Origin of the sequence: Burkholderia sp. Ax-1720 (assembly GCF_011753035.1) — a bacterium.
Lineage (GTDB): Bacteria > Pseudomonadota > Gammaproteobacteria > Burkholderiales > Burkholderiaceae > Burkholderia > Burkholderia gladioli.
In genome coordinates this window covers 1-19,600 of record NZ_VWWK01000089.1, presented here as the reverse complement: position 1 = coordinate 19,600, position 19,600 = coordinate 1, and the positions used below count along the sequence as shown (strand labels likewise).

General features: G+C 69.6%; 17 protein-coding genes. 9 read left to right on the top strand and 8 right to left on the bottom strand.

Annotated elements, in window-relative coordinates:
• Positions 1-169: 169 nt before the first annotated feature.
• The 4 genes from F3J18_RS22850 to F3J18_RS22835 form a co-directional block, all read right to left on the bottom strand.
• Positions 170-916: a glucose 1-dehydrogenase gene (locus F3J18_RS22850; RefSeq protein WP_047837281.1), complete on the bottom strand. Its 747-nt coding sequence runs from the start codon at positions 914-916 to the stop codon at positions 170-172.
• A gap of 262 nt (positions 917-1,178) precedes the next feature.
• Positions 1,179-1,940 carry a DNA-binding transcriptional regulator gene (locus F3J18_RS22845; protein ID WP_025102193.1) on the bottom strand — a complete coding sequence of 254 codons (762 nt, stop codon included), beginning with the start codon at positions 1,938-1,940 and terminating at the stop codon, positions 1,179-1,181.
• A gap of 136 nt (positions 1,941-2,076) precedes the next feature.
• Complete coding sequence (locus F3J18_RS22840; RefSeq protein ID WP_166914383.1) at positions 2,077-2,796, bottom strand: aldolase/citrate lyase family protein; 720 nt, start codon at positions 2,794-2,796, stop codon at positions 2,077-2,079.
• Between the two features lie 41 nt (positions 2,797-2,837).
• Positions 2,838-4,157: an MFS transporter gene (locus F3J18_RS22835; protein WP_017920766.1), complete on the bottom strand. Its 1,320-nt coding sequence runs from the start codon at positions 4,155-4,157 to the stop codon at positions 2,838-2,840.
• Positions 4,158-4,534: 377 nt separating this feature from the next.
• On the opposite strand from F3J18_RS22835, the gene F3J18_RS22830 reads away from it, so the two are divergent.
• Genes F3J18_RS22830 through F3J18_RS22815 form a run of 4 tightly spaced genes read left to right on the top strand, consistent with a single transcriptional unit; the run spans position 4,535 to position 8,216 of the window.
• Positions 4,535-5,713, top strand: coding sequence for a porin (locus F3J18_RS22830; RefSeq protein WP_166914381.1), 1,179 nt, complete (start codon positions 4,535-4,537; stop codon positions 5,711-5,713).
• Between the two features lie 28 nt (positions 5,714-5,741).
• Positions 5,742-6,686: an amidohydrolase family protein gene (locus F3J18_RS22825; RefSeq protein WP_166914379.1), complete on the top strand. Its 945-nt coding sequence runs from the start codon at positions 5,742-5,744 to the stop codon at positions 6,684-6,686.
• A gap of 45 nt (positions 6,687-6,731) precedes the next feature.
• Positions 6,732-7,358 (top strand): flavin reductase family protein, encoded by a 627-nt coding sequence (locus F3J18_RS22820; protein ID WP_166914377.1) that lies wholly within the window; start codon positions 6,732-6,734, stop codon positions 7,356-7,358.
• Positions 7,359-7,400: 42 nt separating this feature from the next.
• Positions 7,401-8,216, top strand: a complete 816-nt coding sequence (locus tag F3J18_RS22815) for a hypothetical protein (RefSeq protein WP_166914375.1) — start codon at positions 7,401-7,403, stop codon at positions 8,214-8,216.
• A 193-nt stretch (positions 8,217-8,409) separates the two neighbouring features.
• On the opposite strand, the gene F3J18_RS22810 is transcribed toward F3J18_RS22815, so the two are convergent.
• Positions 8,410-9,411, bottom strand: a complete 1,002-nt coding sequence (locus F3J18_RS22810; protein WP_166914373.1) for a 2-dehydropantoate 2-reductase — start codon at positions 9,409-9,411, stop codon at positions 8,410-8,412.
• 155 nt (positions 9,412-9,566) lie between these two features.
• Here F3J18_RS22810 and F3J18_RS22805 point away from each other — a divergent pair, with 155 nt between their 5' ends.
• Together F3J18_RS22805 and F3J18_RS22800 are read left to right on the top strand one after the other, a co-directional pair.
• Positions 9,567-10,442 (top strand): fumarate hydratase, encoded by an 876-nt coding sequence (locus F3J18_RS22805; protein WP_166914371.1) that lies wholly within the window; start codon positions 9,567-9,569, stop codon positions 10,440-10,442.
• Positions 10,442-11,050 (top strand): fumarate hydratase C-terminal domain-containing protein, encoded by a 609-nt coding sequence (locus tag F3J18_RS22800; protein WP_166914369.1) that lies wholly within the window; start codon positions 10,442-10,444, stop codon positions 11,048-11,050. The genes F3J18_RS22805 and F3J18_RS22800 overlap by 1 nt, the downstream gene beginning before the upstream one ends.
• 37 nt (positions 11,051-11,087) lie before the next feature.
• On the opposite strand, the gene F3J18_RS22795 is transcribed toward F3J18_RS22800, so the two are convergent.
• Positions 11,088-11,789: a response regulator transcription factor gene (locus F3J18_RS22795; RefSeq protein ID WP_025102116.1), complete on the bottom strand. Its 702-nt coding sequence runs from the start codon at positions 11,787-11,789 to the stop codon at positions 11,088-11,090.
• 216 nt (positions 11,790-12,005) lie between these two features.
• Complete coding sequence (locus F3J18_RS22790) at positions 12,006-12,335, bottom strand: H-NS histone family protein (RefSeq protein ID WP_025102117.1); 330 nt, start codon at positions 12,333-12,335, stop codon at positions 12,006-12,008.
• Positions 12,336-12,988: 653 nt separating this feature from the next.
• Here F3J18_RS22790 and F3J18_RS22785 point away from each other — a divergent pair.
• Together F3J18_RS22785 and F3J18_RS22780 are read left to right on the top strand one after the other, a co-directional pair.
• Positions 12,989-16,288 (top strand): hybrid sensor histidine kinase/response regulator, encoded by a 3,300-nt coding sequence (locus F3J18_RS22785; RefSeq protein WP_166914367.1) that lies wholly within the window; start codon positions 12,989-12,991, stop codon positions 16,286-16,288.
• Between the two features lie 1,038 nt (positions 16,289-17,326).
• Positions 17,327-18,550 carry a YadA-like family protein gene (locus F3J18_RS22780; protein ID WP_166914365.1) on the top strand — a complete coding sequence of 408 codons (1,224 nt, stop codon included), beginning with the start codon at positions 17,327-17,329 and terminating at the stop codon, positions 18,548-18,550.
• 18 nt (positions 18,551-18,568) lie between these two features.
• Here F3J18_RS22780 and F3J18_RS22775 read toward each other — a convergent pair whose 3' ends face one another.
• Entirely contained in the window at positions 18,569-18,730 is a 162-nt protein-coding gene (locus F3J18_RS22775; RefSeq protein ID WP_166914363.1) for a hypothetical protein, read from the bottom strand.
• Here F3J18_RS22775 and F3J18_RS22770 point away from each other — a divergent pair.
• Entirely contained in the window at positions 18,729-19,418 is a 690-nt protein-coding gene (locus F3J18_RS22770) for a response regulator transcription factor (RefSeq protein ID WP_166914361.1), read from the top strand. The genes F3J18_RS22775 and F3J18_RS22770 overlap by 2 nt on opposite strands.
• Positions 19,419-19,600 lie beyond the last annotated feature (182 nt).

Sequence of the window (19,600 nt, the reverse complement as noted above, 5' to 3'; positions counted from 1 at the left end):
TGACGGCCTGGAAGACCAGGCGAGCCGGTAGCCCGCCTGGTACCGGTCGCGGCGAGCAGCGCGCGACCGGTACCGCCGGGGGCTTGCCCCGGCCTTGTGATGCGTCGATGGAGTCCGATCCGGCGCGCCTCGGGCCTGCCGTCCAGGGCCCGAGGCGCGCCGGCCGATCTCAGCGCAGGCCGCCGGCCGCTAGCAGATGCTCGCCGCTGATCCAGCGCGCGTCGTCCGAGGCCAGGAACACGGCGACGCCGGCGATATCGTCAGGCTGGCCGGCGCGGCCCAGCGGCGTTTGCGCCACGAACTGCGCTTCCATCTCGGAGCCCGCGATGCCGGCCGCGTGCGTGCCTTCCGTCTCGACATAACCGGGGTTGATCGCGTTGACGCGGATCTTGCGCGGCGCGAGCTCCAGCGCCAGCACGTTGGTGATCGCATCCACCGCGCCCTTGGTGCCGGTATAGACGGCGGTGGTGGCGGGGGTGATCCGCGTCGCCGCCGAGCTGATGTTGATCACGCTCGCGCCTTCGCCAAGGTGCTTCGAGGCGGCCTGCGTGACCAGCAGCAAGCCCAGCACGTTGGTATTGAACTGACGATGGAACTCGTCCTCGGTGATGTCTTCCAGCGCCGCGAAGGCATACACGCCCGAGTTGTTGACGACGGTATGCAGCGCGCCGAATTCGTCGATCGCGGCCTGCACCAGCTTCGCGGCATCGGCCGCCTTCGACACGTCGCCGCCCACCGCCACCGCCCGCCCGCCGGCGTCGCGGATCTCGGCGGCCACGCTTTCCGCGCCCGACTTGCTGCTGGCGTAACCGACCACCACGGATGCGCCCTCGGCGGCGAGCGCCTTGGCGATTGCCGCGCCGATTCCCTTCGAGGCACCCGTGACGAGTGCGACCTTTCCTTCGAGCTTGGCCATGCTGTTCCTCACCTAGTGTGGACCGGTCGTCGCCAGGACGGCGACGCGCCGGAGTGCCTTGCAATCTACGCGCGGCCCATCGCGGGAAAAAGCGTGAAGACTCGAATTTAGATGCCGGGTTTGCCAAACAATGAAATAGTCGCGAGTGCGAATTGTGCGAATTGCGCCGAAAGGCGAGCGGCCCCTGTCGTTATAGCGGCGATGGATGCGCGAGCGCGGACGAGGGCGGCGCCGCCGCGACGCGCGTGCCGGCTCGGGCGCGCTACAACTGCTCGGAGATCCGCCGCGAGACGTCCTGCAGGCGATGCAGATAACGCTCGACCACCTTGTCGACCGTCAGCGCGGACGAGAACCAGGTCAGCCCGATCGAGGCCACCACGAAATCCTTCGCGATCACCGGCACCGCGAGCGTGCCCGACACGGGCCGCACGGTGGCGTCGCGCAGGCCGTAGCCGCGCTGGCGCGTTTGCTCCAGCATCGCCTGCACGGCCTCGCGATCGTGGGCGAGGCGATCCTCGGGATGATGGCTCTGGCGCACGATCTCCAGCAGCATCTCCTGTTCCTCCGGCGAGCAGAACGCCAGGTAGGCGCGCCCGAGCGCGCGCGAGACCAGGCTCAGGCGCATGTTGATCGAGGAGTGCAGCAGCGAGAGCGGCGAATAGGGAATGGTGCTGTGGCGCACCACCAGCGCATCGACGTCGAGCATGCCGACGGCGATCGGCCATTTGATTTCCTCGGTCAGCGCGCGCACCAGCGGCCCGGCGATCTCGACCACGCGCGGCACGTGGTGATAACCCGAGTTCAGCGCGTTGACGCCGTCGAGCAGGCGATATTCGCCGGGGCGCGCGCCGCGCGCGACCAGGCCCAGTTCCTCGAAGGTGCGCAGCAGCCGCACCAGGGTCGGCTTGGGCAGGGTGGTGGACTGATGCAGGCCGTCGAGCGTCGAGACCGGCATCTGGTTGAGCGCGCGCAGCAGGGCAATGGCCCGCTCGACCGCGCGGATCGACGAATCGCGTTCCGCCATCTTGGGGTTCCGGTCTGTCTCCGATCTTGTCTCTGGTTCGTATCGGCGCTCGGCGAGAGCCGGCGCGATCACGTTTGATCCAGGCGGATTATCCCAGCTTTGCCGGCCGGCGGCGTCCCGGCAGGCGGCTGCCGTGTCAGGCCATCATCGCGAGCGCGCCGCGACGCAGCAGCGCCTGGTCCGAGCCGACCACGAACCAGCTCGCGCCCATCGGCTCGAACTCGCCGCATTCCTGGCTCTCGCCGATCGCGACGCCGCCGATCTTGCCGGCGCGGCGCGCGATGTCGAGCACCTCGACGGTGGCCTGCATCACCTCGGGCGCGCGCGCATCGGCGAGCCCGAAGGACAGCGCGAGATCGGCGCGGCCGACGAACAGCCCCGCCACGCCGTCCACCGCGGCGATCTCGGCGGCCGCCGCGCAGCCGGCGCGGCTCTCGATCTGGCAGATCACCGTGGTGCCGTTGCCGGCCTCGACCGCGCGCTTCATGCCCATCGCGCCGTAGCCGGCGAAGCGCGGCGAACTCGAATAACCGCGCTCGCCGTCGAGGAAGCGCGTGCGCGCCACCAGGCGCCGCGCGTCCTCGGCCGAATCGACGTGCGGCACCAGCAGGCCCGACACGCCGAGATCGAGCACGGACTGCACGGTGGCCGGCTGCATGTCGGCAATCCTGACGAACAGCGGCAGCGCCACCGAGCGCGCGGCGATCACCATGATGTCGAGCGTGGCGCGATCGAAGGGCGCGTGCTCGGCGTCGATCACGGCGAAGTGGAGGCCGGCGCCGCCGAGGATCTCGATGATCTGCGGCGCGCCGGTCTTGACGAAGGTGCCGATCTGGCGCGGGAGGCTGGCTTGCATGGGCGTGGAATCGTTGAGGTCGAAAGGGCAGGCGCGCCGGTTCAGCGCGCGGCGGTGACGGATGCGGCGCGGCGGCTGGCGCGCTCCATCGCGAACGCGGTGGCGCCGAGCAGCAGCAGGCACAGCGCGGGCAGCAGCATCGCGTAGCTGGCATGGCCGAGCGCCTTGCCGATCCAGGGCATCGCGTTCTGCGCGAGGAAGCCGCCGAAGTTGCCGATGCTGCTGATCGCGGCCAGGCTCGCCGCGGCGCGCCGGCCGCTGAAGTACTTCGAGGGCAGCGACCAGAAGCAGGGCAGCAGCAGCGAGGTGCAGGGCGTGCCGAACACCAGCGCGACGTAGCGCCAGGCCGGGTCGCTCACCAGCAGGCTGACCACGAAGGCCAGGCAGCCGATGGTGCCGATCGCGGCGGCCGCCACCCGCACCTGGCCCTCGCGCTTGAGCAGGCGCGGCACGGTGAGCAGCAGGATCGCCGTGAGCGCCCAGGGGATCATGGTCAGCAGGCCGTTGAACGAGCTCGACACGCCGAAGCCCTTGATCACCGTCGGCAGCCAGTAAATGATCCCGTACAGCGAGGTCAGCAGCAGCGTGTAGCCCAGCGCGAACAGCATCACCACGCGGTCGCGCAGCACCGCCCAGACATTGCCCTCGTGGTTGGTGGAGGGCGCCTCCTGGGCCACCATGCGCGCCAGTCGCTGGCGCTCGGCCGCGTCGAGGAAGCCCGCCGTCTCGATGCTGGCGGGCAGGCGCAGCAGCACGATCGGCGAGAGCAGCAGGGCGAAGGCGCCGGTCACGATGAACACCCATTGCCAGCCGGCATGGCCCAGCGTGCCATCGAGCGACAGCAGCATGCCGCCGAAGGCCGAGCCGAGCATGTTGCCCAGCGCGCTGCCCAGCGTGAGCAGGGCCACCGCGCGCACCTGGTAGCGGCGCGGCAGCCAGACCGTCAGGTAATACACCACGCCCGGATAGAGCCCCGCCTCGGCGCTGCCCACCAGGAAGCGCAGCGCCGCGAACATCGAACCCGAGGCGGTATAGGCCAGCAGCACGGTGGCGATGCCCCAGCTCAGCATGATGCGGAAGATCCACTTCGGCGCGCCGAAGCGATGCACGCCGAGCGCGCTGGGGATCTCGAAGATCAGGTAGCCGATGAAGAACAGCGAGGAGGCCAGCCCGTAGGCGGTCTCGGTCAGGCCGATCTGGTGGACCATCTGCAGCTTGGCGAAGCTGACGTTCATCTTGTCGATGACCGATACCAGGTAGGTCACCATGATCAGCGGCATGATGCGCCACCAGACGCGCCGGATCAGGCGCTCGTCGTGCGCGGTATCGGGCTGGGCCGCCGCGGCCAGGGAAATCTCCATGTCTCCTCCCACTCCATCGTGTCGGACCGGCTGTCTGCCGCCTTACAGTCGCGCGGTGCGCCGGTTTGTGTGCCTGTCTCGTGCGGGCCGGTACTCGATCGGTCCACGGCGGGCAATACTACGCTGCACCGATGGCCCTCTCCAGCGCGATTCGGCAAGATTTCGCGGTGCGGAATCATGGCGATCGATCCCTATTGGTGGCGGCGCTGGCGCGGACCCGACATTTCGCTCTGCGAAAAGTCATGGAAACGCGCTTGGAGCGACACGGCCTGCGTGGAACCATACGGGGCGTCGAAACGAGGGCGCCGCAGCGCGCTCCGGCAGCGACGCATCCGGCATCCGCGGCAAGCGGAGCCACGACATCGGGAGGAGACACCATGAAGACATCGCTGGCGCTGATCGGCGCCGCCGCCTGCGGCTTTGCCTGTGCCGCGCAGGCCCAGGGCAGCGTGACCCTGTACGGCATCGTCGATGCCGGTTATCGCTACAACAGCAATGCCGGCGGCGCGCCGCAGCACGCCATCGCGGGCGGCAACGAGAGCGCCTCGCGCTTCGGCATCACCGGCAACGAGGAACTGGGCGGCGGCTATCGCGCCGTGTTCACCCTGGAGAACGGCTTCACCACCACCACCGGCGCGCTGCAGGCCGGGCTGATGTTCGGCCGGCAGGCTTTCGTCGGGCTTGGCACGCCTTACGGCACCGTCACGCTGGGGCGCCAGTACCTGACGCTGTCGAGCTATCTCGGCCAGTTCGCCTCGGGCACCGACTGGGCCGCGCGCGGCGCCGGCTGGGGTTATCACCCGGCGGGCCTGGACGACGTGGACGGCACCGAGCGCGCCAACAACGCGATCAAGTACGTGAGCCCGCGCTATCGCGGCCTGCAACTGGGGGCGACCTACAGCCTGGGCGGCGTGGCGGGGCAGGTCACGCGCAACGAGATGATCTCGGCCGGCGCCGACTACCAGCAGGGCCCCTTCAAGTTCGCGGCGGCCTATCTGTACGTGAAGAATCCGAACTTCGCGCTGTTCGGCAACAACGCCACCAGCAGCGCGACCGGCAACAACTTCACCAGCCCGATCTTCAGCGGTTATGCCACGGCCGGCTCGCAGCGCGAGTTCGGCGCCGGCACCTCGTACGAGCTCGGCCACTTCACGCTGGGCGCGATCTACACGCGCACCAGCTTCGCCGACCTGGGCGCCACGCCCGTGACGGGCGCGAGCCTGCCCGCGGCCGAGCGCGGCAAGACGGCGACCTTCAACACCGCCGAGGCCAACCTCAAGTACCGCCTCACGCCGGCCCTGCAGTTCGGCATCGCCTACGCCTACACGCGCGTGAGTTCCTTCGCCGGCCAGAGCGGCGCGAGCTACCAGCAATGGAACCTCGGCGCCGACTATTCGCTGTCCAAGCGCACCGACCTCTATTGCGTGCTGCTGCACGAGAAGGCCGCCGGCATCGATTCCACCGGCCACGCCGCGGTGGCCGCGCTGACCTTCGCCACCCCATCGGCCAGCGATGCCCAGTCCGGCTTCACGGTCGGCATCCGCCACCTGTTCTGAACCCGAGCTTCCCTTCACTGGAGACGACATGCCTGCCACGCCTCAAGCACCCGCCCTCGCGCTGTTCGATTCGCACGCGCACCTGGTGGCCGACGACACCACCCGCTACCCGCGCAATCCGATGCAGCGCTCGCCCAACGCGCCGCCGCGCCTGCCGGGTGTGATCGGCCTGCCGGGCGGCGCGCACGGCCCGAATCCGATCAACGAGGTGCCGGACGTGTCGCGCATGCTGCCGTGGATGGATCAGGCCGGCGTGGTCGAGGCGGTGGCAGTGCAAAAGCGCATGATCTACCGCTACGACAACAGCTACATCCTCGATTCCTCGGATGCCCATCCCGATCGCTTCTCGGCGGTGGTGATCCTCGACGCCGAGGCGCCGGAAACGCCGGCGCAGGTGCGCGGCTACATCGAGCGCCACGGCCTGGCCGGCGTGCGCCTGTTCGGCGGCCGCGAGGCCGACGGCTCGATGCCCTGGCTGGCGTCGCCGCGCGCGCTCGAGACCTGGGCGGTGGCCAACGAGCACGGCATCGTGATGGACATCGAGGTGCTGGCGCGCGGCGGCGGCGGGCCCTCGGTGCCGGCCATCATCGCGCTGGCGCGGCGTTTCCCGACGCTGCGCGTGGTGCTCGACCACATGCTCGAGCCCGAGGCCGAGGACGACAACTTCGGCTTCGACGAACGCTTCGCGCCGCTCGCGGCCGAGCCGAACCTGTTCTTCAAGTTCACCTCGATCAACCTCGACATCTATCGCGAGACCGGCACGCCGGCCGACCAGGCGCTGCGCGCGGCAGTCGACATGTTCGGCGCCGATCGCATCATGTGGGGCTCGGACATCGGTACCTCCTCGGGCACCTATGCCGACATGGTGCAGCGCATGCTCGCGGCCTGCGCGCGGCTCACGCCCGAGGAACGCCACGCGGTGCTGTATGCCACCGGTCGCGCGGTGTTCGTGAAGGGCGGGGCCCGCGCCTGACGCGGCCGGTTTCAGGATTCAGGAACCCAGGACCAGGAGAGCCCCATGTTTCTCGACCCGGCGAACACGCCCGGCTTCAAGCGCACGCTGTTCAACGCGATCGTGGCGCCGCGCCCGATCGGCTGGATCAGCACCGTCAACGCGCGCGGCGAGGTGAACCTCGCGCCGTTCTCGCATTTCAACCTGGTCTCGACCGCGCCGCCGGTGGTGATGTTCTCCTGCAACGCGCCGGCCGACCGGCACGAGAAGGACACCGTCACCAACATCCGCGAGACCGGCGAATTCGTCACCAACCTCGTCACCTGGGCGCTGCGCGAGCCGATGAACACCAGCTCGATGAACGCGCCCTATGGCGTGGACGAGTTCGAGCTGGCCGGCCTCGAGAAGGCGCCCAGCGTAATGGTGAAGCCGCCGCGCGTGGCGGCCTCGCCGGCCAGCATGGAATGCCGGCTGCTGCGCATCGTCGACATCGAGCCCACCGGGCCCGGCGAGACCTTCAGCCGGGTGGTGTTCGGGCGCATCGTCGGCGTCCATCTGGACGAGCGCTTCGTGACCGAAGACGGCCGCTTCGACACGGTGCTGGCCGAGCCGCTCACGCGCCTGGACGGCAACCGCTACGCCACCGTCGGCAAGCTCGACGAGCTGGGCCGGCCGAGCCCGCGCAACGGCTGAGCAGGACCTTCCCCCTTACACAGGATTCACCGAGGAATCGACATGACGACAAACACGGAAACCGGCGTGCGCCGCGCGGCGGTGCACGACCTGGCGCCGGGCGCGGTGGCGCGCGGCCAGAACTTCTACGTGCAGTGGCTGGAAGGCGAGACGCGCGAGTTCGAGGCGACGAGCGCGCACGAGATGCTGGTGCTGCTGCCCGAGGACGGCGCCGAGATCGCCGTCGGCGACGGGCCGACGCAGCGCGTGCCGGGCCGCAGCGTCTGCGTGCTGCCGGCCGGCCGCGCGCGCGTGAGCCCGGCGCCGGGCTCACGCGCGGTGCTGATCGCCTCGTCGCGGCCCGACCTGCCGGCCGAGGCGGCCTGCAACGCGGCCGATTACGCGGTGCCCGACGCGCGCATCGTCGGCAGCGACAGCGGCTACCGGCGCACGCGCGGAGCGGGCGAGCTGCAGGTGATCGGCATCGACGCGATCACGCCGCCGGCCGACAAGCCGCGCCTGAAGATGCTGCAGACCGACACGCTCAGCATCAACTGGGTCGAGTACCAGGACGCGCGCGATCGCTCGAAGCTGAGCCCGCACAGCCACGCGAATTTCGAGCAGGGCTCGCTGGCGATCGAAGGCGACTTCATCCATCACCTGCGCGTGCAATGGGGCCCCGACGCGAACGCCTGGCGCGAGGACGAGCACCTCGCGGCGGGGCCGGCCTCGATGATCGCGATCCCCGTGCAGCTGATCCATACCACCGAGGGCGTGGGCAGCGGCCGGCACCTGCTGATCGACGTGTTCTCGCCGCCGCGCGAGGACTTCATCGGCAAGGGCTGGGTGGCGAACGCCGCGGATTATGCGCGCGGCTGAGATCGGCCGCGATGCGCGGCGGCGGCGCGGCATGCCGCTTCGTTCGAAGCCGCGTCGCATGCTTCGGTACATGGCGAGCAATGCCGCTGGCTGCCGGGCCGATTCCGGATGCGGTGGAGAATCGGCTCGCGTGCGGGGCCACGGCTCGGCCGCTCCAGCCGCGCGCGAGCCGATCGGCGAACCGTCCCCCGCCTCAGCCCGCCGGCGTGGCGCGCAGCCGGGCCAGCGCCAGCACCGTGCGCATCAGCGGCGCCTCCACGCCGAGCCGCGCCGCGCATTCGAGCGGGGCGCCAAGGATCGCGTCGAGTTCGAGCGCTCGCCCGGCTTCGAGGTCCTGCAGCATCGAGGTCTTGACCGTACCGAGCGCGCGCGACTGGGCCATGCGCGTGGCGATGTCGATCTCGATCGCGAGGCCCGCGGCCTTGCCGATCGCCAGGCACTCGCTCATCAGTTGTGCGTAGGCGGCGCGCGTGTGCGCATCGTCGAGCAGGCGGTCGGTGCTGGCCTGAGTCAGCACGCTCAGCGGGTTGGCGCAGGCGTTGCCGAGCAGCTTGACCCACAGGTCGCGGCGGATGTCCTCGCTGGCGATGGTCGGCAGGCCCGCCGCGTCGAGCACGCCGGCCCACTGGGCGCTGCGCTCGCTGATGCCGCCGGCCGGCTCGCCGATGGTGATGCGATTGCCGCTGTGATGGCGCACCACGCCGGGCGCGGGGCAGCTGCAGGAGGCCATCACGCTGCCGCCGAGCACCTGGGCGAAGGGCAGCGCGCGCTCGACGCCGCCGTCGGGATCGACGCTTTGCAGGCGCAGCCCTTCGAGCGGCTGGCCCGGCACCAGGCAGAACCACCAGGGCAGGCCGTTGCCGACCGGCAGCACCACGCTTTGCGCATCGAGCAGCGGCGCGAGCGAGGCGGCCAGGCCCGGCAGCGACTGCGATTTCAGCGCGATCACCACCAGCTCCTGCGGGCCGATGTCCTCGGCGCGGGCGTGGGCCTCGACCCGCACCCGCTGCTCGGGCGCATCGGGGCTCTGGTAGCGCAGGCCGTCGCGGCGCAGCGCCTCGAGCGTGGCGCCGCGCGCCAGCAGCGAGACGCGATGGCCGGCGAGCGCGAGGCGGGCGGCGAAGTGGCCGCCGATCGCGCCGGCACCGACGATGGCGATGCGGCGCGAAGGGCTGGCGGAGCGGGTGGCAGGCATCTTGAAAGCATCCATGGCGTGAGGGTTCGCGCATTGTCGCCGCGCGGCGGTGTGCGTCGAGCACTTTATGCCTGTTTTTCTCCTGGCGGAATCCTCCGCCGCGACGCGCGCGTCGAATCCGGCGCGCGCGTCCTCCCGAAGAAGGAACCATGATCATGGCGATCGACAGCGCGACCCTCAGGCGGGTCACCGCGCAACTCTACGAACGCTCGCTGAAGACGATCCCCGACGATACGCGCGCCTTCCTGGCCGACGCGGCCGAACGCGAGACCAGCCCGACCGGCCGCGCCACGCTGCGAATCCTGGTGGAGAGCGCCGACGGCGCGCGCCGCGACGACTCGCTGGTGTGCAGCGACGTGGGGATTCCCACCTACAGCGTGAAGATCGGCACGCGCGTGCGTTTCGACGGCCCGGTGCGCGCCGCGATCCGCGACGGCTTCGCCGACCTGGCGGCCTCGATCTCGCCGCCGATCCTGAAGATGGTGACCAACCCGCTCACGCACGAGCGCGGCCATGCCGGCAAGGACATGCCGATCGTCAGCTTCGACGTGATCGACGATGCCGAGCACGTCGACATCGTCTGCTCGCCCAAGGCGATGGGCACCGGCCGCTGGGAGGCGATCGAGGCCTTCGTCTACCCGAGCCACGCGCAGATCGAGCGCTTCGTGCTCGACACCATGCTGCGCGCGGGCTCGCAGCCCTGCCTGCCGCTGGTGATCGGGGTCGGCATCGGCGGCACCTTCGACTACGCGGCGCGCCTGGCCAAGGAGCAGATGATGCGGCCGTTCGGGCACGCCAATCCGGAGCCGATGCTGGCCGCGATGGAGCGGCGCCTGCTCGACGCGGTCAACGCGATGGGCTTCGGGCCGATGGGCACCGGCGGCGACACCACGGCGATGGCGGTGCATATCGACTACGCCGCCAGCCACGGCTTCGTGCCGGTGGCGGTCTGCTTCAACTGCTGGATCAACCGACGCACGGCCGCGCGGATTCACGGCGACGGCCGCGTCGAATTCCTGGAGGGCGCGTGATGAGCCGCCTGCATGAACTGAAGCTGCCGCTGGCGGCCGAGCCGGTGCTGGCGCTGCAACTCGGCGACATGGTGCGGCTGTCCGGCGAGATCACGGTCAGCATCGGCCTGCCGACCCACAAGCGGCTGGCCGAGGCGATCGAGCGCGGCGCCGAGCTGCCGGTCAACCTGAGCGGCGGGGCCTTCTTCCACCTGAGCACCTATGTGAACGAGACGCCGGACGGCCCCGAGGCGCTCTACCTGAACCCGAGCACCAGCACGCGCTACGACGCCTGGATGCCGAGCCTGATCCGCGGGCTCGGCCTGCGGCTGGTGGGCGGCAAGGGCGGGCTCGACGCGGCCAGCGCGGCGGCGCTGCGCGAATGCGGCTGCGCCTACCTGTCGTTTCCGGGCGGCGGGCTGAACCTGCTGTCGCGCTCGCTGCGCCGCGTGGTGGCGCAGCACTGGACCGAGTACATCTCGCAGTTCCGCTTGCTGACGCTGGAGGTGGAGCAGCTCGGGCCGGCCACGGTCGCGATCGACGCCCACGGCAACAGCCTGTATCAGCAACTGCACGAGCGCGCGACCCAGCGCATGCCGGAGATCGCGCGGCGGCTCGGGCATCCCTGAGGCGGCGGCGCCGCGCCTCGCGGCGCCTGGGCCGCGATCAGGCCTCGGGCGCGGGTTGCAGGCGCTCGCCGAGATCGAGGAAGCGGATGATGAGGTCGGCATCGTTGTCCACTTCCATCTTCCTCATGGCCGAGCCCTTCTGGGTGCTGATGGTCTTCACGCTGCGGCCGGTCTGTCGCGCGATCTCGCTGATCTGCATGCCGCGCGCGAACAGGCGCACCACCTCGTATTCGCGCTTGCTCAGCATCACCATGCGACGGCGGCCGCTGGCCGAGGCGAGCTGCATGTCGGCCAGCCGCAGCGCCTGCGCGATGGCCGCGTCGAGGTACTGCTCGCCGCGCTCGATGGCGCGCAGGATCTCGGGCAGCTTCGAGAGCGCCGGGGTCGACTTGCTGAGGAAACCGGCCACGCCCATCGAGATCAGGCGACGCACCAGGATGATGTCGTCGTGCATGGTCAGCATGAGGATCTTCAGGTGCGGGAAGTCGTGCCGCAGGCGCTCGATCATCTGGATGCCGTCGTGCGCGCGCGTATCGCCGAACTCGTAGTCGCTGATCAGGATGTCGCAAGCCCGCGATTCCAGCGCCTGCTCGAGCGCATCGACGTCGGTGACCGATTCGACCACCTCGATGTCGGGCGTTCCCTCCAGCAGCTTCAGGATGCCGGCGACCACGATCGGGTGGTCGTCGGCCACGATCACCTTGATCTCACTTCGAAGGGACTGCGCTTCCATGGTCATGGCGGTTCGTGGTGGCGCGTATCGTGTCGACAGCCATGACGACGGCGCGCGGCTGGTTGAAGGATTCGCGATGAGGTTGGCCCGAGCCCGAACGACATCCCCGCGCATGGAAAACCTGGAACACGGCATGGGGCGGCTCGATGGAGAATCGAAGGCCCTGCCGAGCCGGTTTCCGGGTCGGTGCCGGCAAGTCGCGCCGGCCGACCGGAGCTGCCGCTATCGTCCGAGCGGCTCGGGCGCGACGGCACCGGAAACTGTCGCGCCGTCCGCGTTGGCGGGCAGCAGGTACAGGGAAAAATCCTTGTCGCGAATCCAGTCGGGCGGGCGGCCCCGGCCGGTCCAGGTGGCGCCGCTGGCTGGATTGTAGTACTTCGCCCGGCGCTTGGCGGGGCAGGGCGGCGGCATCAGTTGTTCCGGGCGGAAACCGAATTCGATGATGCATTCGCGTAATTCCTGCAGCACGCGCTCGGCATGCTCGCGCCGGATTTTATCGAGTTCCTGTCGAAGCGAGGCCGTGCTTTTCTGATATTCCTGATAACTCTTCATGGTCTGTCGATTTCGATAGGACTTCAATCGAAACATCGCCGATTGGCCGGCGTGGATGCGATTCGCGGGCCGGGGCGGCCCCGGAATCGAGTGCAATGTAGCAAGAATTCCTAATCGATAAAAGCGATTCATTTATAGGATTGTTCCTATTTTGAAAATCAGCTCGTTTCGATTATGTTCGGTGTGTGGTGTTTGGTGGAGTTGCGTGTATTTTTATATTCGCCATCCCCGGATTTCATTTCGTCGGGCCGGCCTTCTGCCCGGCGTGCTGCGATGCACATGAGCCGGTCGCGAGGCGGGACGCGCCGACTGGCGCGGCCGGGGCGAGGCGATGCCAATTCCGGTGGTGCTGCGCCGCAACGCCGGACGATCTGCAGGAGGTGGCCACCATGGCGATCGGCCCGCGCCCGGGCGCCGGCCGCGGGCATTTGCGCCGCGATCCATCCATGTCATGCTCCGGGATTGCACGGCGACTCGCTCGCCGCGATGCTCGGGGACGCGTTCCATGAATCGCGCCCGGCGCCGGCGCGGAAACCGGTTCGGATTGCAGAACGACATGCCGCGCCGACCCACATCGAGGTGGCGAGCGGGGCCACGCGCGGCGTCACCCGGGCGGCGTGTCGGTCCGACGGATCCAGGATGGAAAGACGAACATGGTCGGCGTCATCAAGCGACATATCAGGCGGTTCGGCCGTATCACGATAGGCCGGCTGCATGCCCGCGATCCCGAGGACTTTCCCTCGCTGATCCTCTATACCGGCGGTGTCCTGCTGACGCTCGCGATCCTGGGCGGGGCCTATGCGGTAGCCCGGTTCGGCCTGCAGGCATACGTGGCCCAGCAGGCGACGGGGTTCGACGCCCAGGCGGATTCCGTCAACCACATCTTCCATCGCATGGGCGGCGTCTACAACCGCTCGGCCGAGTTCTACGCGGCGCTGCAGGCGGCCGAAACCCGGCATCGCCAAGCCTTCCATGGCGGCCACGCCTACGACCTGAGCGCCGGCTACCTCGCTCCGGATTGCCCGATGAACCTCTACGTGGCGGCGCCGGTGGGCGACCCGTCCGACCTGGCCTGCTCGTCGCCCTTGTCGCGGATCGCGCTCGACTGGATCCATCGTTGTCCGAATTGCCTGCGCGACGGCACGATGATCTTCGACATGGCGGGGCGCTACCTCGCCGTGATGCGCGAGGAACGGCAGCCGGTGCAGTACGATGCGGCCGCCGTGATCGGTCAGAAGACCCGCGCCGCGCGCGCCGCGCTGGCCGCCGCGCGCGAGCGGGGCGGCAGCGGAGACGATGGCGTCTGGCTCGCGCCGCGCTTCGATGCGCGGCGGCAAGGTCACGTGGTCGAGTACGTGAAGGCGTTCCGGCTGCCGAACGGCGCGCCCACGGTACTGGTCCGGCCGGCGGTGCTCGAGGACTTCGTCAAGGAGGCGATGTCGATCGGGACCCTGGAATCGACCGCTCTGGTCCATCCCGAGGGCATCGTCGATTTCAGCCGGGGCCGGGTCGGCGCCGCGTCGCACGAGCTGGCGGGCGACGGGCCGAGGCCGGCCGCCGGGGACCGGCGCACGATCCTCTGGAAGAATTTCGCGCTCTACCTGCGGCGCCAGGGCCCGGCCGCGGACTGGGTCTGGGTGAAGCGGGTCGATCGAAGCCAGGTGTTCGGCGATCTCTGGCGCCCGGCGCTGGACCTCGGAGCGGGCTTCGCGGGCCTGCTCGCCGCGCTCTGGGCGATGATCGTGTGGTTCGACCTGCGCATCCTCGCGCCGGTCAAGCGCCGCGCGCGTCGCGGGCGCGACAGCGCGGCCTTCGAGCAGACCATGGCCAATTCGCTGCGGATCGGCTTCGCGGCCTTCCATCCGGCCACGCGCCGCTTCGTGATCCGCAATACCCTGGCCGGCGAACTGTTCGATGCGCAGGCCAACCAGGCCGCGCTGGCCGGCCTGTTCGAGCGTGCCGCGGCGCACGATTTCGAGGCCGAGCCGCGGCTGGCCGTCGATCTCGAGCTCGACGGCCAGGCCGGCCCGCGCCACTACGAGTTCGCCCTGCGCGCGACCCGCTACGGCGATGCCGAGATCGTGCTGCTGGCGATCTACGACGTCAGCTCGCGCCATCAGACCGAGGCCCTGCTGCAGGACGCGAAGCTCAGCGCCGAGGCCGCCAATCGCGCCAAGGGCGATTTCCTCGCCATCATGAGCCACGAGATCAGGACGCCCCTGCACGGCGCGCTGTCCAATCTCGAGTTGATCTCCCTCGACGCCGACGATCCGGACCTGCGCAAGCGGGTGGACATCGTCTCGCGCGGCTTCACCTCCCTGATGGCCCTGCTCGACAACGCGCTGGATTTCTCCAAGCTCGACGCGCAGCTGTTCCGGCCGAAGCGCTCGAGTTTCAGCCTGCGCGGCCTGGTGGAGCAGGTGCTGCTGTCGGCGCGGCCGTCGGTGGGCGCGCATCCGGTGCGCATCAACTACGCGGTGGCCGATCTCGGCGCGCAGGCGATCGGCGACGAGCACCTGCTGCGCCAGGTCATCCTCAACCTGCTGCACAACGCGCTGAAGTTCACGCATCGCGGGCGCGTCAGCGTGCAGTGCCGGCGCGGCGGCGGGCTGGACGGCGGCGAGTGCCTCACGATCGAGGTCGCCGACACGGGCGAGGGGATTCCCGCCGAGGATCTCGATCGCATCTTCGCCCCCTATGTGCAGAGCCCGTCCTCGCGCAACGCGATGGTGCGCGGCACCGGCCTGGGCCTCGCCTTGTGCGCGAAGATCTGCGAACTGCTCGGCGGGCGCATCGAGGTTCGCAGCGAGTTGCGGGCCGGCACCACCTTCACGCTGCGCCTGCCGATCGACTGGGAGCGCCAGCCGGCGCGGGCCTATGACTGGCCGGTTTCGGACGGGCGCAAGGTGTTCGTCCTGCTGGAGCGCGAGGATGCCCCCAACGACCTGGTCGAGGTGCTGCGCGCGGCCGGCTGGCAGGTCGAGGTGGGCGCCGCGGCGGCGCTGTCCGCCGCGGCGGCGCGCGAGCCGCTCGCCCTGCGCGTGCTGATGGCGCGCGAACTCGCGGCGATCCGGCATGCCGCGCCGGTGGACCTGGTGGTGGCCGACGATGGACCGTTGCGGCCGGACTGCCGCGGCGATCGCTATGTGGTGTCGTCCTATTCGCTGGATGCGATCCGCGCGGCCTGGCAGGTGCTGCTGGGCGAATTCGGCCAGGCGGCCGCCGACGACGTGCCGCGCCTGCTCGCACGCGAGGATCTGCACGAGGCGCGGGTGCTGGTGATCGACGACGACGCGGTCTGCCGGCAACTGCTGCGCCGGCAACTGGCCGTGCTCGGCATCGAACAGGTGTACGAGGCGGCGGACGGCGAGGCCGCGCTGGCATGCGCCGGCGCGGCCCGCCACGCGCTGATCCTGACCGACCTGAACATGCCGCGTCTCGATGGGCCGCGCCTGATCGAGGCGCTGGCGCGCGCGGCCGTCGACACCCCCATCATCCTGACCACCGCCGACGTGAGTTGGGAGCGCACGCTCGGCGTGGCCGGCGAGCGGCTCGCCGATGTCCTGATGAAGCCCTGGTCGCTCGATGCCCTGCGCGATGCGCTCGCGTTCGTGTTCCCGGTGGCCGAGCCGCCGGCCGAGGCTCGCGAGGAGCGGCTCGACAACGAACTCGCGGCGATGCTCGCGCAGGGCCTGCCGAGGGACTGGACTGCCGCGCGCGACGCATTCGCGGCAGGCGACCGGCAGCAGCTCCGGCGCGCCCTGCACAAGATGGCCGGCTCGCTGCTGTTCTTCAGCCAGGATCCTCTGGGGCAGGCCCTGCAGGCGCTGTCCCGGCGCTGCCTCGAGATGCCGGTCGAGACGCTGTCGGCTGAACTGGCCGCGCTGGAGCCGATGGTCGATGCCGCCATCGCGCGTCACGCGGGGCGAGGGGGCGACGTCGGCCGAGCTTGAGGTGGAGGCGGGGGCAGGCGGTCCGCGGCACGGCGAGGCCATCGCGGCCGCGCGTGCCGGGCCAGGTCGCACCTCGTTCGCGCTTGCCGTTTGCGCCTCGCGATGCGGCATGGCGACAGCGCATGCTCCGATCACGGCCACCACGGCAGACGCGGGCCTCGATCCGCGTTGACACGGCCGCAGCCCGCTTGCCGATGCAGAACCGCGGCTCGCGCATAGGAGACCTCCTACATCGCAAATCGGGCATGGACGATTCGCGTCCTGGCGGAGCTGCGCTAACTTCGATGGCAATCGCGATCGGACATGGCTTCGATGTCGGCATCGACCCGAAAGGTTCGCGCCAGGCATGGGACGGAGGACGGTGCTCCTTGGCAGCCACGACGACGTCGGTATTTCCACACGAGATGGCGGGGAGACGACATGAACGATGAATTCGGAACCGGGCGGCAAGCCCCTGGGTCCTTGGTGTTTCGCAGGCAAGCCGATAGGGCCGGGCGTCGCGGTGCCGGGCATGGGATGCAGGGATGGCTGGCCTCGCCGCGCCAGCGCGGTGTCCTCGGGGCAGCGGTGGCGGGTTTCATGTTGTTGGGTGTCGAGCAGGCGCGCGGCGCTTCCGAATCCGATGACACCGAGCAAGTATGTGCTGAGACCTCGCCCACGGCTGGCAAGCCGATGGATGCTGGCAGTTGCAGGACCAACCTCATCGTTCGTAAATATGCGCTGGAATTGGAGGGGGGCCACCCGATACTGGATTCGGGCCCGAGCTTGAAGGGGGGCCACCCGATACTGGATTCGGGCCCGAGCTTGAAGGGGGGCCACCCGATACTGGATTCGGGCCCGAGCTTGAAGGGGGGCCACCCGATACTGGATTCGGGCCCGAGCTTGACGGGGGGCCACCCGATACTGGATTCGGGCTCGGGCTTGAAGGGGAGCCACCCGATACTGGATTCGGGCTCGGGCTTGAAGGGGGGCCACCCGATACTGGATTCGGGCTTGAGCTTGAAGGGGAACCACCCGATACTGGATTCGGGCCCGAGCTTGAAGGGGAACCACCCGATACTGGATTCAGGCCGAAGCGCGCGGGTCGTTCCGCCGGAAGAGACGACATTATCCAGCGGACTCGAAACGCTGAGCGCCAATATGTCGTGGCTTCGAAGCAGCTTGTCGACCGCCTTGGTTCCAGTGTCCAGGGATATCGGTTCGCTCTCCAGTAGCCTGAGTACGGCCAGCGGTGTAATCGCGTCACTTTCCACCTCGAGCTCGACGCGCATCGGGAAGCTCGAATCGGGGCTGGACGAGATGTCCTCGACGGCACAATTTCAAACGCAGCAGATCGATGGCGTCTCCAAGCGCATCGACAGGGGGGATGCGCAGTTCGACGAGTTGAACAGGCAAATGGCGCCGCTCGCGCGTGCCAGCGACGAAGCACGGCGCAACGACAGCTTCATCGCCCCGACCGTGTCGGGCGGGGGGAGCGGGCCGTTGGTCGAGAGTTCGGGATCCGGCGCGGATCATACCGGCCGGTCACGAATCGACCCGGCCGGCTGCACCCTGGCCAACGGTTTCGATTCGACGGCCACCGGGCTATGCGCCGCCGCCGGGACGATCGCGGGGCGCGACGGCGCGCGCGAGAGCCGCCGTGCCGATGGCGCGACCGCCTACGGCGCCTATGCGCGGGCAAGGGAGCACCACGCCACGGCGCTCGGATTCCGCGCCCTGGCCGCGCGCGACGGTGCCGTCGCGATCGGCTATCAGGCCGGCGCGCTGGGCGGCCAGGCTACCGCGCTCGGAGACGGCGCGCGCGCCGACGGCGATCGCTCGGTGGCGCTCGGCGCGTCCGCGCTCGCCACGGGCCGGGGCGCGGTGGCGCTGGGCGCGGGGTCGATCGCCGATCGCGATGCGACGGTCTCGATCGGTTCGCCCGGCCGCGAGCGCCGTCTCGTCAACCTCGCGCCAGGCGTTGCCCCCGGCGACGCCGTGAACCTGTCGCAACTCGCCACGCTCGGGCGTTCGCTCGAGGACGTCGCGCGTCGCGCCTACACGGGCGTGGCGATGAGCATGGCGATGTCCGGCCTCTACCTGCCGAGCCTGAATCCGGGCGAGGTGGCGGCCGGGGTCGGCGTCGGTGGCTTCTCGGGCTACCGCGCGATCGCCCTGAATCTGAAGGGGCTGGCCGGCAACGGGCGATTGGGCTGGGGCGCCGGCGTATCGACCACCGGCCGCCTGACGGGATTCAACTTCGGCGCGGGTTGGAAGTGGTAGCGCGTTCGGGCGCCAACATCACGCGATGATTTCCGGCAAGGTCGACGGTGCCACGTCGGCCTGCCGCGATTCCCTGGTGCGCGATTCGACGGCCTGCCCGCTCGCGCGCCTCGATTTCCCGCCGCTGGCCGCCTCGACGTGCCGGCCGTCGCGCATGCCGTTCACTGGAGACAATGTCATGAAACAGCAGGATCGCGATTCCACCGGAACCATTCGCGTCGTGGTGGCCGACGACCATCCCGTCGTGATGGTGGGCATCACCAGGATTCTCGACCACGAGGCCGACATCACCGTGACGGCCAGCGCCTGCGATCCGGCGACGCTTGGGACGGTCCTCGCCAGGTCGTCCTGCGAAGTGCTGATCTGCGATTACGCCTTCGACCAGGCCGGCGCCTTCGACGGCCTGCCGCTCATCGAATGCATCAAGCGCAGCCATCCCGAGCTCAGGATCCTGATGCTGACCATGCACGACGACCCGGCCCTGGTGCGCAAGCTGTTCGGGATCGGCGTGCGCGGTTTCCTGTGCAAGGCGAACGCGACCTTCTCGCGGCTCGCCGCCGCGGTGCGCACCGTCGCGGCCGACCAGCTGTACATCGATCCCGAGGTGGCGGTGGCCCTGTCCGGCGCGCAGCTCGGTTTCCTCTCGAGGCAGGGCGAGGGGCGGCGCGCGACGCTGACCAAGCGCGAATACGAGGTGGTGCGGATGATCTCGCGCGGCATGCGGGTCAGCGAGATCGCGCGCCAGGTGTGCCGCAGCGTGAAGACCGTCAGCACCCAGAAGGCGTCGGCCATGAAGAAGCTGGCGGTGCGCAACAATATCGAGCTGGTGGTGCAGTTCAGGGGCCTGGAGCCGGGCAACCAGGCCTAGCCGGGCGGCCTCGATTCAGCGAGTTCGGCGCGCGGCGCGCGAGGTCGTCGTGGCCCGCCTCATCCGCACAGGGAAAAGCCCGTCAGCAGGGCGAGCATCGACGAGGGCGTGAGCCAGGCCGCGAAGGTGACGGCCAGCAGCACGGCCGCCAGCAGGCCCAGCAGCACGCCGCGCAGCGAGGA

Bases quoted from the DNA above. Each gene is read 5' to 3' on its own strand.
- F3J18_RS22820 (WP_166914377.1), top strand. From the start codon at position 6,732: ATGTTTCTCGACCCGGCGAACACGCCCGGCTTCAAGCGCACGCTGTTC.
- F3J18_RS22835 (WP_017920766.1), bottom strand. From the start codon at position 4,157: ATGGAGATTTCCCTGGCCGCGGCGGCCCAGCCCGATACCGCGCACGAC.
- F3J18_RS22795 (WP_025102116.1), bottom strand. From the start codon at position 11,789: ATGACCATGGAAGCGCAGTCCCTTCGAAGTGAGATCAAGGTGATCGTG.
- F3J18_RS22800 (WP_166914369.1), top strand. From the start codon at position 10,442: ATGAGCCGCCTGCATGAACTGAAGCTGCCGCTGGCGGCCGAGCCGGTG.
- F3J18_RS22845 (WP_025102193.1), bottom strand. From the start codon at position 1,940: ATGGCGGAACGCGATTCGTCGATCCGCGCGGTCGAGCGGGCCATTGCC.
- F3J18_RS22770 (WP_166914361.1), top strand. From the start codon at position 18,729: ATGAAACAGCAGGATCGCGATTCCACCGGAACCATTCGCGTCGTGGTG.
- F3J18_RS22840 (WP_166914383.1), bottom strand. From the start codon at position 2,796: ATGCAAGCCAGCCTCCCGCGCCAGATCGGCACCTTCGTCAAGACCGGC.
- F3J18_RS22775 (WP_166914363.1), bottom strand. From the start codon at position 18,730: ATGACATTGTCTCCAGTGAACGGCATGCGCGACGGCCGGCACGTCGAG.
- F3J18_RS22830 (WP_166914381.1), top strand. From the start codon at position 4,535: ATGAAGACATCGCTGGCGCTGATCGGCGCCGCCGCCTGCGGCTTTGCC.
- F3J18_RS22785 (WP_166914367.1), top strand. From the start codon at position 12,989: ATGGTCGGCGTCATCAAGCGACATATCAGGCGGTTCGGCCGTATCACG.
- F3J18_RS22805 (WP_166914371.1), top strand. From the start codon at position 9,567: ATGGCGATCGACAGCGCGACCCTCAGGCGGGTCACCGCGCAACTCTAC.
- F3J18_RS22850 (WP_047837281.1), bottom strand. From the start codon at position 916: ATGGCCAAGCTCGAAGGAAAGGTCGCACTCGTCACGGGTGCCTCGAAG.
- F3J18_RS22825 (WP_166914379.1), top strand. From the start codon at position 5,742: ATGCCTGCCACGCCTCAAGCACCCGCCCTCGCGCTGTTCGATTCGCAC.
- F3J18_RS22790 (WP_025102117.1), bottom strand. From the start codon at position 12,335: ATGAAGAGTTATCAGGAATATCAGAAAAGCACGGCCTCGCTTCGACAG.
- F3J18_RS22815 (WP_166914375.1), top strand. From the start codon at position 7,401: ATGACGACAAACACGGAAACCGGCGTGCGCCGCGCGGCGGTGCACGAC.
- F3J18_RS22810 (WP_166914373.1), bottom strand. From the start codon at position 9,411: ATGCCTGCCACCCGCTCCGCCAGCCCTTCGCGCCGCATCGCCATCGTC.